This is a genomic window from Peribacillus muralis (genome assembly GCF_001439925.1).
GTDB lineage: Bacteria > Bacillota > Bacilli > Bacillales > DSM-1321 > Peribacillus > Peribacillus muralis.
The window spans coordinates 104,529-116,875 of sequence record NZ_LMBV01000001.1; the positions used below are offsets into that span (position 1 = coordinate 104,529).

General features: G+C 42.2%; 9 protein-coding genes and 3 pseudogenes. 10 read left to right on the top strand and 2 right to left on the bottom strand.

The window, feature by feature from the left end:
• Positions 1-68: 68 nt before the first annotated feature.
• Positions 69-236, top strand: a pseudogene (locus ASU00_RS25950) (IS3 family transposase); the annotation flags it as partial.
• 30 nt (positions 237-266) lie between these two features.
• On the opposite strand, the gene ASU00_RS00495 reads toward ASU00_RS25950, so the two are convergent.
• Positions 267-467 (bottom strand): DUF6366 family protein, encoded by a 201-nt coding sequence (locus ASU00_RS00495; RefSeq protein WP_057911492.1) that lies wholly within the window; start codon positions 465-467, stop codon positions 267-269.
• A 250-nt stretch (positions 468-717) separates the two neighbouring features.
• Between ASU00_RS00495 and ASU00_RS00500 the strand changes: the two genes are divergently transcribed.
• The 3 genes and pseudogenes from ASU00_RS00500 to ASU00_RS27050 all read left to right on the top strand — a co-directional run.
• On the top strand, positions 718-1,329 hold the full coding sequence (locus ASU00_RS00500) for a hypothetical protein (protein ID WP_236712556.1): 612 nt from the start codon (positions 718-720) through the stop codon (positions 1,327-1,329).
• A gap of 575 nt (positions 1,330-1,904) precedes the next feature.
• Positions 1,905-2,123, top strand: a pseudogene (locus ASU00_RS26860) (DDE-type integrase/transposase/recombinase); the annotation flags it as partial.
• 19 nt (positions 2,124-2,142) lie between these two features.
• A pseudogene (locus tag ASU00_RS27050) lies at positions 2,143-2,786 on the top strand (transposase); the annotation flags it as partial.
• Between the two features lie 272 nt (positions 2,787-3,058).
• Here the strand turns inward: ASU00_RS27050 and rnhC are convergent.
• Positions 3,059-4,018, bottom strand: coding sequence for a ribonuclease HIII (rnhC, locus tag ASU00_RS00510; protein ID WP_057911493.1), 960 nt, complete (start codon positions 4,016-4,018; stop codon positions 3,059-3,061).
• Positions 4,019-4,189: 171 nt separating this feature from the next.
• On the opposite strand from rnhC, the gene zapA reads away from it, so the two are divergent.
• The 6 genes from zapA to ASU00_RS00540 all read left to right on the top strand — a co-directional run bounded on the left by zapA (position 4,190) and on the right by ASU00_RS00540 (position 12,163).
• Positions 4,190-4,450, top strand: a complete 261-nt coding sequence (gene zapA, locus ASU00_RS00515) for a cell division protein ZapA (protein ID WP_057911494.1) — start codon at positions 4,190-4,192, stop codon at positions 4,448-4,450.
• A gap of 4 nt (positions 4,451-4,454) precedes the next feature.
• Positions 4,455-5,000 (top strand): CvpA family protein, encoded by a 546-nt coding sequence (locus ASU00_RS00520; RefSeq protein WP_057911495.1) that lies wholly within the window; start codon positions 4,455-4,457, stop codon positions 4,998-5,000.
• A gap of 207 nt (positions 5,001-5,207) precedes the next feature.
• Positions 5,208-6,926 (top strand): DNA polymerase/3'-5' exonuclease PolX, encoded by a 1,719-nt coding sequence (polX, locus tag ASU00_RS00525; protein WP_057911496.1) that lies wholly within the window; start codon positions 5,208-5,210, stop codon positions 6,924-6,926.
• Positions 6,927-6,961: 35 nt separating this feature from the next.
• The gene (locus ASU00_RS00530) at positions 6,962-9,316 is read left to right on the top strand and encodes an endonuclease MutS2 (protein ID WP_057911497.1); all 2,355 of its coding nucleotides are present in this window, start codon (positions 6,962-6,964) and stop codon (positions 9,314-9,316) included.
• Positions 9,317-9,382: 66 nt separating this feature from the next.
• Complete coding sequence (locus tag ASU00_RS00535) at positions 9,383-9,790, top strand: DUF350 domain-containing protein (protein WP_057911498.1); 408 nt, start codon at positions 9,383-9,385, stop codon at positions 9,788-9,790.
• A 675-nt stretch (positions 9,791-10,465) separates the two neighbouring features.
• Complete coding sequence (locus tag ASU00_RS00540) at positions 10,466-12,163, top strand: long-chain-fatty-acid--CoA ligase (protein ID WP_057911499.1); 1,698 nt, start codon at positions 10,466-10,468, stop codon at positions 12,161-12,163.
• Positions 12,164-12,347: the final 184 nt, after the last annotated feature.

Sequence of the window (12,347 nt, forward strand, 5' to 3'; positions counted from 1 at the left end):
ACATGAATTGAAGAGACATAACATTATACAAAGCACGTCCCGCAAAGGAAATTGTTTAGACAATGCGNATGCTTACTAAAATCTAAATTACTTTTATTTACAGAAGTTCGACAGCATGGAGCATTTCATAAAACTGGAAGTATTACATCCATTTTAACAATCACAGACGAACCAAAGAGAAATTAGAAGGCATGAGCCCAGTAGATTATCGGGTTCATGCCCTCGAGGTTGCCTAACTGAATAAAATGTTTAACTTTTTAGGTTCATTATTTTAAGAATATTGCGGCAATTATAAATGCGATTATAATTACTATGATTAGGATTCCTGTACCTTTCCATCCCAAACCCAAACTACCTACTAAATCTGATAGACCACTGCCATGAATGCTCCCGGCAGGATTTCTTTTTAGTTCTTCTTGTCTAAGTCTTTCTCTTCTTCTCTCAGGTGTTTCATTTTCTCCATTCATTAAATCACCCCTATTTTATAATTCTAGCATAACTCTCATAACCTCTTTAATTAATTCTAGTTAAAGTTGATGATTGCAATTTTAACATATATGAAAATAAGTTGAATTTAATTATTCAAAAACAACAATATTTCTTAAGAATAATACGGTACTTATAGATTGCATATTTTGTAATATTTAAAGGAAATTTACATAATTTTCTTTAAATTGCGACTATAGTATGATGTGCTTTAACCAAATAAAGAGAGGGGTGATTAAAATTATTAATTTTAAGAATATTCCAACTTATCTACTTACTTTAGCTCTAGTTGTGTTTTTTTCAACTAGTACAGCTAATGCGAATGAGGAACCGAGAGACTTAGGCTCATCAGATGTAAGCAAAGTTAAGGTTCTCATTACAAATGATGAAACTGGAGAAATTACGGAGTTAAATCCGTTAGATCCAAACAATGGTGTTGAAATTGATAAAATTGAATCTGACAACAAAGGCTCAACAGTTGAAGGTTATGACGTTTTTATTCCGGTTGAAGAGTCAAATCCTTCAGGTATTACTTCTTATATAAGCAGTGGTGGCAATAAAACTAGTGGTGGTGTTACTGCTAAGCTTAATGTCAATTATGATGTAAGTTCAAATGGCGAAAAAATTAAACTAAATAAAGTATATGGTAGCTGGAAACCAAGTTCTAGCATGTATATTGTGACGAGTAGAAGTGTTACAGCTCACTCTGGAACATTTCATGGTAAAAAGATACAAAAGACTCACCAAGCAACAGCTACTCTTACACTACTGGATGGGGATATAATTTCTTTGCGGTCGGTCAAGCTAGTCCAAGAGCATGGAGTAGTGCTAAAATTAAGGTAAGTGGAATGACGGCTACACATACTATTTATTTAGAAATTACTTATCCATAAATTAAATTTAATAAGTTAGATGTTAAGAGATATTAGATAAAAAATAGACAGTTAGGAGAAGGGAGTTGAGACCTCTCTTCTTTTTGTTATATTTAGGAAACTATTTCAAAACATATTTTATGTTTTTTGAAGATTAATGTATTTTAACAAATAACATGTACGAATTACAAAAAAATGTATATGCATTATAAATGCAAGATAAGTGTTTCGTGTCCCGAAATAAGAAAGGAGGTGAGATTGATGGTTAAAAGAACAAAAAGGGCGTACATCCATGAAGAAAGAAACGAAGATTAAACCGGTAAAAGGGTCATTAGGGGCGTTACAGGTTGAAAATGAAAGATACGTGCAGAAAATGTATATTTAAAAAAGTTGAGAGCCTTAGTTAAAGAAAGCGAAGCGTCCGTAGTACATGAACTAAGGGGGAATTTAAAGTTAAAGTTACTTCTGTCCGTCGCAAATCTCACACGGAGTACGTATTATTCCTTCGGGCGTCAGGATAAATATGAATAAATAAAGCCTGTTATCCATGGAGAGATCATTCCTTACAATATCGAATCACGTCCTGTTTATCCCTTAGTCTCCAAGATGGTCGACCAAGCCTTTATGCGATTGGAATCAAAAGATTTCCCCACTCTTCATTCAGATCAGGGATGGCATTACCGGATGAAATAATACTCACATGAATTGAAGAGACATAACATTATACAAAGCACGTCCCGCAAAGGAAATTGTTTAGACAATGCGNGTCATAGAAAACTTCTTNTGGCTGCATGGAGCATTCCAAAAAAGGGCGGGAAGATCAATCATTTATTACAATTACAAACGAATCAAAGTGAAATTAAAACATAACAATAAAGCAATCGCACTAATTGAGGCGTCCCAACAGTCCTATCCAACTGTTTCTTCATCGGTGTTTTGTGCGAGCAACTACGGTCATGAATTCTCCAACAGAAGGAACAATCTATTAATGATATGGTCCAATTAGCAAACCCAGCGAATACAAGGTGATCTTTGAGTTTTCCAGGCATTGGTTCCAATACAGCAGTTCGCTTAATAGCAGAAATCGGAGACATCCACCGTTTTGAGAATAACAAACAATTAAATGCTTATGCGAGTATTGACATACGCCGATTCCAATCAGGAAACCCCTATTTTAAGGACAAAATTAATAAGCGTGGTAATAAACACTTACGAATACTGCTGTTCCTAATAAATCAGAACTTGTTTAAACAGAGACGTTACGGACAGAATCACTTCGTAGATTATTACGACAAATTAAAAAAGCAACCCTATAACAAATGTCATAAAGTTGCGTCCATCGCCTGTGTAATTAAGCTTTTGAAGAACATCTTCTTTCTTATTTCACACAATATGAACTATGATTATGGGTTGGCCTCCAAAACATAGTTTTATAAATAATTACATAATCAAATAACCTAAAAAGAATTCAAGTTGGCTAGGTCTATTTTGCATGGATATATTTAAAAAATCGTCACCGAATTATGTAATGATGGACACTCTGTGCATTCTAAATACTAATAAATTAATTCAAACAAAGACATCGACTAATCGTAAGAAAGGCATGAGCCCAGTAGATTACCGGGTTCATGCCCTCAAGGTTGCCTAATTAAATAAAGTATCTAATTTTTTGGATTCCCTTCGTGATGGGCCGCCTTTTCTTACTTATGATATTTCTGCTGATATAATCGCTTTGCTTTTTCGGTATTGGCGAAGTGGGTTTTCGTGAATTCTTGCAGTGAGTCGATTCCTTTTTCATGAATCAATCGTGCGGCCGCTTCATCGACTGCAAATCCGGCTCCTTTAGGGATTTTGAATCCGGCTTTTTCACTGAGCAAGTCAAAGCGTTTGACGAAGGCATATCGCGCGAGGATTGATGCAGCTGCTACTCCAAGGTGTATCCCTTCCGCTTTTGTGCATAAATAGGTGGCGTTAGCCTGAAATTGTTCTTGGCCTTTCAAGTAATTAAAAAATACATCTGGTTGGGCAAATTGATCGATAAGGACCGCCTCTGCTTGTTCTGGGTGGATTTTTTGGATGAGATACTTGATTGCTTGGTTATGGAGGAGTGCCTTCATTTTTCCTTGTGACATTCCCTTTGCCTGAAGCGCATTATATTTTGGATTGTCGCATGTCAGCAGGCTGAAAGGCACCACATCCTTAATCTGTTTGGCAATTTCGATGATTTGTGGATCCTTCAGATTTTTGGAATCCTGAACACCAAGCTCCTTCAATAGGGCGAGTTGCTCCGTTTTTGCATAAACGGCTACGACCGTGATTGGACCGAAATAGTCTCCTGTTCCGACTTCATCGGAACCAATTACTGACATCGTTCCGATATTGGCTGGCGGTGAATACCGGTGGACATTGACTGAAGCGGTTGCTGCCGTTTTTTTCTTTGGCGCGGCAGCCGTAGCGGCCTGCTGCCATTTGCCTGCTTCCAGTTCCGCATTCTTACCTTGAAAAAGTACCTTTCCGGATTTATAGGCGGTCACCGTGCATAAGGGCGGCTTGGCGGAGAAGATGCTCCCTGGCGGCAGTTTTGTAGCTAAGGATGAAGAATAATGTTCGTTCATCGCCTTTATTTGGGCGGGGCTGATAAGTAAAACAACATGGGACATAATCGGTAAACTCCTAACTTAAAATTAGATTTTAGGAAATCTGCTTCACAGGTCGTTTTCATTTGACAAATTATTGCAGTTTTTATACAAGAAATGACGTGGTACTCCCTTTCATGACGAAAAACTTCATGATATGATAGAATTAGGATTGTTTAGATTGGGGGCATCATTTTGTCAGACGATAAACGAAATAAAACAACTGTTGATATATACGGACAACCATATACAATCGTCGGAACAGAAAGCGCAAGTCATATGCGCCTGGTCGCTTCGATGGTTGATGAAAAAATGAGAGAGATCAGTATGAAAAACCCATACTTGGATACAAGCAAGCTAGCGGTACTAACGGCCGTGAATACCATCCACGAATATATTAAGTTAAAAGATGAACTAGACCAGCTTCAACTGGAATTAAAGAGAGAGAAGGACTGAGTACATGCTTGATTTAGCCATTCTGGCCATTCTTTTAATCGGTTTATTGATCGGTTTAAAGCGTGGCTTCATTTTACAAACCGTTCATATGACAGGGTTCATAGTAGCCTTTATCGTCGCATATGTGTTTTACGGAGATCTTGCCCCCAATTTGAAATTGTGGATCCCATTTCCAACGATGGGTGATTCCGCGACCCTTAAGATGTTTTTCGAAACAGTCGGGCTCGAAACGGCGTATTACAATGCAATTGCCTTTGCCATCATTTTCTTTGCAGCCAAGATCCTTTGGCAAATGCTTGGCTCGATGCTTAATTTCATTACCCACCTACCGATATTAAAACAGCTGAATCGCTGGGGTGGCGGGATACTGGGCTTTATCGAAATCTATCTTATCATGTTTATTATATTATATATAGCTGCCATGCTGCCAATGGATTCGATTCAGAAGCCACTAGCGGGATCTTTTCTGGCAGAATCGATCGTGAAACATACGCCGTTCCTTTCCGAACAAGTGAAAGAGCTTTGGTTTCAAAAACCAGATCAATCATAATGACAGTAAACGAGGGCCTGCCTCCCTTTCTCAAAGTCCTGGATGATTCATTACTTTGAATGGGGGAGGCCCCTTTTCTGTAATAGCATGACCTTGCCCTGATGGAATCACAGCAAGAATCGGCCTGCTTGTACTTTACCTTCAAGAAAGGTATCTTTAAGAAAGAAAACAAGGGACAACCAACTAATTTTTTCGGCGGTGAAATAAATGACGATCAATAAAAAAGATATCATTAAACTATTAGAAAAAATCGCAATATATATGGAATTAAAAGGAGAGAACCCTTTCAAGGTTTCAGCTTTCCGCAAGGCAGCGGGAGCGTTGGAAACGGATGATCGGAGTTTAGCTGCCATTGAGGACTTCACAGCTTTAAATGGAATTGGGAAAGGAACGGCTTCCGTCATCGAAGAGTATATCAATGAAGGGAAATCGACCGTACTTGAAGAGCTTCAGGAGCAGGTGCCAAAAGGCTTGATACCACTGCTGCAGCTTCAAGGCCTGGGCGGGAAAAAAATTGCCAAACTCCATAAAGAGCTGCATGTCAATGATGTGAATGATCTCAAAACCGCCTGTGAAGAAGGCAGGGTTGCCGCCCTGGCCGGATTCGGCAAAAAAACGGAGGAGAAGATCCTGGCCGCGATTGCCGAGGCAGGATCACGGCCTGATCGACTTCCGCTTGCCTTCATGAGGCCGATAGCGGCTGATATTGAAACGGCTCTTGGCAATATGGAGCATATCATCCGGTCATCGAGGGCTGGCAGCATCCGTCGCATGAGGGAAACGATCAAGGACCTCGATTTCATCATCTCGACAGATCATCCCGAAGAAGTGAAGAACCAGCTTCTTGCTATTTCAGGAATAAAGCATGTGATTGCGGCAGGTGATACAAAAGTGTCGGTCGTACTGGACTATGAATATGATATTTCTGTCGATTTCAGGATCGTGAAGGATAAGGAATTCATCACGACGCTGCATCATTTTACCGGTTCGAAGGATCATAATGTGCGGATGCGCCAGCTTGCAAAAGATCGAGGCGAAAAAATCAGCGAATATGGTGTCGAAGTGGCGGAAACTGGAGAGGTGCTGACGTTCGAAACAGAAGAACAATTTTACCAGCACTTTGATCTGCCTTACATCCCGCCGGAATTACGCGAAGATGGAACCGAAGTGGAGCAATATGATGCAAGTGAACCGCTCATATCTTTAGAGGCCATACAAGGTGATCTCCATATGCATACCACTTGGAGCGATGGAGCTTATACGATTGAAGAAATGATTGAAGCATGCCGTGCAAAAGGTTATCGATATATGGCCATCACCGATCATTCGCAATATTTGAAAGTGGCGAACGGACTGACCGTGGAGCGGTTGCGTGAACAAAAGAAAATCATTCATGAACTAAATGAGAAATACGATGATTTCACCGTGCTTTCCGGGATTGAAATGGATATCCTCCCTGATGGGACGCTTGATTATGATGATGATCTGCTTGCGGAGCTGGATTTGGTAATTGCATCGATCCATTCCAGTTTTTCACAGCCACGTGAAACGATCATGGAGCGCTTAAAAACGGCTCTGAATAATCCACATGTCGATATCATCGCCCATCCAACGGGAAGGATCATCGGCAAACGTACCGGATATGATGTCGATATGGAGATGCTGATCGAGCTGGCCCGTGATACGAATACTGCTTTGGAATTGAACGCCAATCCGAACCGTCTGGATTTGGCGCCTCCCCATCTGCGCAAGGCACAGGAAGCGGGCGTTACGATCGTAATCAATACCGATGCCCACAGCATCGACATGCTCGAACATATGCCGGTTGGAGTTTCATCGGCCAAAAAGGGCTGGATCAAAGAATCGGCGGTCCTGAATGCAAAGGACACTGCTGGATTATTAGCGTTTTTAAAGAGAAATGATTAACTACTTGCCCATAAATAAGGAGGAGCCTTAACTCCATGCATAATAAAGCTTTAAAGACATTGGAATTTCATAAAATCAAAGAACAATTAATTTCACATGCATCATCATCGATAGGAAAAGAGAAGGCTCAGCTACTGATGCCTTCCACGGATTTTGAAGAAGTGTCGAGATGGCAGGAAGAAACGGATGAGTCAGCCAAAATCGTCCGTTTGAAAGGCAACTTGCCATTGGGCGGAATTTTTGATATCCGTCCACATGCCAAACGGGCCCAAATCGGCGGAATGCTCTCACCGATGGAGTTGATGGAGCTTGCGAGTACGATTCGTGCCGGCAGGATCCTGACCCGTTTCTTCGAAGAACTAGCCGAGCAGGAAATCGATGTCCCGCTTTTAGCCGAATATATCGATTCCCTTCATCCATTAATTGATTTGCAACAGGAAATTACCTACGCAATCAGTGAACATGGCGAAGTGATGGATTCTGCGAGCGATAAGCTTCGAGCACTAAGAAACCAGATTCGGACGAACGAAAGTCGTGTCAAGGAAAAATTGGAAAGCATGATCCGGTCATCCAATGCAACAAAAATGTTATCGGATGCCATCATTACGATCCGGAATGACCGTTTTGTCATCCCGGTAAAGCAGGAATACCGCAGTGTGTATGGCGGGATCATTCATGATCAATCTTCATCAGGGCAGACGTTGTTCATTGAACCGCAAGCAATCGTTCAACTGAATAATGTCCTGCAGGAAACCAGGGCGAAGGAAACGCAGGAAATAGAACGGATATTGGTTGAACTATCGGAAAAGGTCGGAGGGTACACGCCTGAACTGCTTCATAATGTCAAGGTACTTGCCCATATCGACTTCCTTGTCGCTAAGGCGAAGTACGCAAAGGCGATAAAAGGATCCAAACCGATTTTGAATAATGAGGGACGCGTGAAATTATTCAAAGCGAAACATCCGCTCATTCCGAGTGATGTTGTCGTAGCCAATGATATTTTCCTAGGCGATGACTTTACGACAATCGTTATCACGGGCCCGAATACTGGGGGGAAAACGGTTACCTTGAAAACGCTTGGCCTTTGTACGTTAATGGCCCAGGCCGGTCTGCAAATCCCAGCGCTCGATGGTTCTGAAACGGCCGTGTTTTCCTCTGTATATGCCGATATTGGCGATGAACAGTCGATTGAACAAAGCTTAAGTACATTCTCTTCACATATGGTCAATATTGTCGATATCTTAAAGCATGTCGATTATGACAGCCTTGTATTATTCGATGAGCTTGGAGCCGGCACGGATCCTCAGGAAGGGGCCGCTTTAGCCATTTCCATATTGGATGAAGTATATAAGCGCGGGGCACGTGTGATTGCAACGACACATTATCCTGAATTGAAAGCATATGGCTATGATCGAGAAGGCGTCATTAATGCAAGCGTTGAATTTGACGTGGAAACTTTAAGTCCAACCTATAAACTTTTGATTGGTGTACCTGGGCGGAGTAATGCCTTTGAAATTTCCAAGCGCCTTGGTTTGGAAGAAAGCGTGATAAGCAATGCCCGCAGTCATATCGGAGAAGATACGAATAAAGTTGAAAATATGATCGCTTCCCTCGAAGATAGCCGTAAGAAGGCGGAAGAGGAAGAACTGGAAGCCAAGAATCACTTGGAGCAGGCGGAAATCCTTCATAAAGATTTGCAAAAGCAAATGGGTGAATATGAAGAAGAACGCGATGCGCTTGTCGAAAAGGCAGCAAAAGAGGCAACTGCGATCGTTGAACAGGCACAAAAAGAAGCGGAAGCGATCATTGCTGATCTACGTAAGCTGCGACTTGAAAAAAATGCCGATGTGAAAGAGCATGAACTGATCGATGCGAAAAAACGACTTGAAGAAGCAACGCCAAAAGTGAAGAAAACATCGAATAAAGTGATAAAGCCGCTTGAGAAAAGCTTGAAACCCGGGGATGAAGTAAAGGTCGTAAGCTTTGGCCAAAAGGGTCACCTGATCGAAAAGGTTTCCGGTAATGAGTGGCAAGTTCAAATCGGCATCATGAAAATGAAGGTGAAAGAGTCTGACCTGGAATTCATCAAGTCTACGAAAGTGAAGGAAACCAAGCCTCTCACCACGATAAAAGGGCGGGATTACCACGTTAGCGTGGAGCTTGATTTGCGTGGAGAACGCTTTGAAAATGCCATCTCGAGAGTCGAAAAGTATGTGGATGATGCGCTATTGGCCGGATATTCAAATGTCTCCATCATTCATGGTAAAGGTACGGGGGCGCTCCGGTCCGGGGTCCAGGAGTACTTGAAAAATCACCGATCTGTCAAAAGGATCCGGTTCGGCGAAGCTGGAGAAGGCGGAACAGGTGTTACGGTGGTGGAATTTAAATAAAGGAAAGTGGTCATCCCCGCTACTTTGCCAAGCCGGATGACCAGTTACCATTTTGGGAGTTGGACCATGGAGAATATGTGGGAAAATGAATATGTATATATAGCTGCTCGTTACAGTGTCGTTATTTTGTGCATGATTGTTTTTTTAGCCATTTTTGAACTTGTCACAAAGTACAAGAACTGGGAGGAGATCAAACAGGGAAACCTTTCTGTGGCGTTGGCAACTGGCGGCAAAATATTTGGGATCGCTTATGTATTCCAACAATCCATCCTCCATCAGAATTCGCTCCTGACCATGATTGGCTGGGGTGTGTATGGATTTGTCCTTTTACTGGTCGGTTATTTCATTTTTGAATTTATGACACCTGGATTTAAAATAGATGAAGAGATACAAAAAGATAACCGGGCAGTCGGATTCCTATCGATGATCATTTCCATCGCTTTATCTTTTGTCATCGGCGCCGGGATTTCTTGATGTCTATCAGAGAGGGAGAAAGCTGTGGAGAAACTTGCAAAAGTCTTGATTGTTTGTTGCGGAATCTTTTTTCTGCTTGGAATCATTTATATGATGTTCTTCACTTGAAAAAAGCGGCCATATGCGTCGCTTTTTATTTTTGCAGTCAAATAGAAAGGGGGATTTCAGTTAGAACTTAGCACAGAGGTTGAAGAATTGGGTCATTTCCCTTAGGAGTCTCGCGCTTTTCGTTCCAATCCAATCTATATTAATACGAAGTTAGTATATAAATGCCCACAGTATTGGAGGATCTGAACCTTGGACCGTTCCTTTGCACTGCAGGCACTCCCTTATCCAGAGGCGGTCATTGAGTCTCCTCGGCTTTTAGCCTGCGGGGTCTCAAGTAGACGCGCATTTCCCGCAGGAGTGTCGCCCCTTCCGTTCCAATCCACTCTGTATTAGATGGCTACGGTTGGAGAATCTGAACTTAGACTGTTCCATAGCACTTCAGTGAAATGTAACAGTCGATGTACATTTACTCCAAACTGTGGGTTGTCCATGGCTCATTGAATACACTTTTCCCCCCGCTATCGGCCTTTATGCTCATTTTTCCTGCTTGCAATATTAATTGTAAGAAAATCCCGATTGTATTATAATGAGAATGAGTATTAAGAATATTCAGAAGGAGGGGTGTAAATGAGTCATAAGCCATGGCAAGCCATATATCCGGAGCAGATACCAGCCGATTTGTCGTACGAAGATAAACCTCTTTATTCGTTTTTGAAAGAGTCAGCGGAAGAATTCCCCGATAAAGTATCGATTCATTTCCAGGGAAAAGAATTAACGTACCGGGAAGTTTATGAATCGTCTTTAAAGTTCGCAGACTATTTGAAAAGCATCGGCCTTCAAAAGGGAGAACGGGTCGCCGTTATGCTTCCCAACTGCCCTCAAGGTGTCATCAGCTTTTTTGGGATATTGATGGCCGGCGGAGTCGTGGTTCAAACGAATCCAACTTATACGGAACGTGAACTCGAGTATCAAATGAAAGATTCCGGGGCGAAAATGATTTTAGTGATGGACATTTTATTTCCCCGTGTCACTGCTGTCGCTTCAAGAACGAATATCGAACACATCATTGTAACCGCTATCAAGGAATATTTACCTTTTCCGAAAAACATTATCTACCCGTTCATCCAAAAAAAGCAATATGGCATCGTCGTTAAAGTCGAGCATGCAGGTAATCATCATTTATTTACCGAAATCATGAAACGGAATGTCCATGAGGAAGTCGCCGAGCCGATTGATGTGAATGAGGACCTTGCCCTTTTGCAATATACAGGTGGGACAACGGGCTTTCCGAAAGGGGTCATGCTTACTCACAAGAACTTATTGGCGAATACGAAGATGTGCAACGCTTGGCTTTATAGAAACAGGCGCGGTGAGGAAAGGATCCTGGCCATTTTACCATTCTTCCATGTGTACGGGATGACGACGGTTTTGGTTCTTTCCGTCATGGAAGGGAATACGATGATCATCATGCCGAAATTCGATGTTGAAGCGACGCTGAAAACCATCCAAAAACAAAAACCGACGATGTTTCCTGGTGCACCAACGATGTATATTGGGCTATTGAACCATCCGGATATCGCCAAATATGACCTGTCTTCCATCAATGCCTGTATAAGCGGCTCTGCACCATTGCCATTGGAGGTTCAAGAGCAATTTGAAAAAATGACGGGCGGAAAGCTGGTTGAGGGCTATGGACTATCGGAAACCTCTCCAGTAACCCATGGTAATTTCATTTGGGATCAGCCCCGTGTAAAAGGAAGCATTGGACTGCCATGGCCAGATACGGACTCGGTGATCTTGTCTTTGGAAACCGGTGAAGAGCTGCCTCCGAATGAAATTGGGGAAATCGCCATAAAAGGGCCTCAAGTGATGAAGGGATATTGGAATCGGCCGGAAGAAACGGAAAGCACGTTCAAAGATGGCTGGCTGCTTACAGGCGATCTGGGCTACATGGATGAGCAAGGATTCTTTTATGTTGTCGAGAGGAAAAAGGATACCATCATAGCCGGAGGCTTCAATATATATCCTCGTGAAGTGGAAGAAGTACTATACGAGCATGAGGCGATCCAGGAGGTTGTTGTGGCAGGTATACCCGATCCATATCGTGGGGAGACGGTCAAAGCGTATGTTGTCCTGAAGAAAAATGCAAGTGTGACAGAAGCGGAATTGAATGAGTTTGTCAGAAAGAGCCTGGCTTCCTACAAGGTGCCGCGCAGCTATGAATTCAGGGAAGAGCTGCCTAAAACGACGATAGGAAAGATTTTGAGAAGAGTCCTTATCGAAGAGGAAAAGAAAAAGCTATCCGAGGAAAGAAAAGACGCGTAAAGCAGCATCCCATCTTACGGAGCAGTGGCTCATGGCTCCGAGTTTTTTTTGAGAAGCTGGACAACCTGCCGATCGAAGCTGTACAATGTACACGATAGAATGTGCGGGATGTCAGGACTCACTCTTCAAAGTTTATGCTTGACAGTCAAGAGCCGTCATTTTATGATAGAAATATGAATGATGA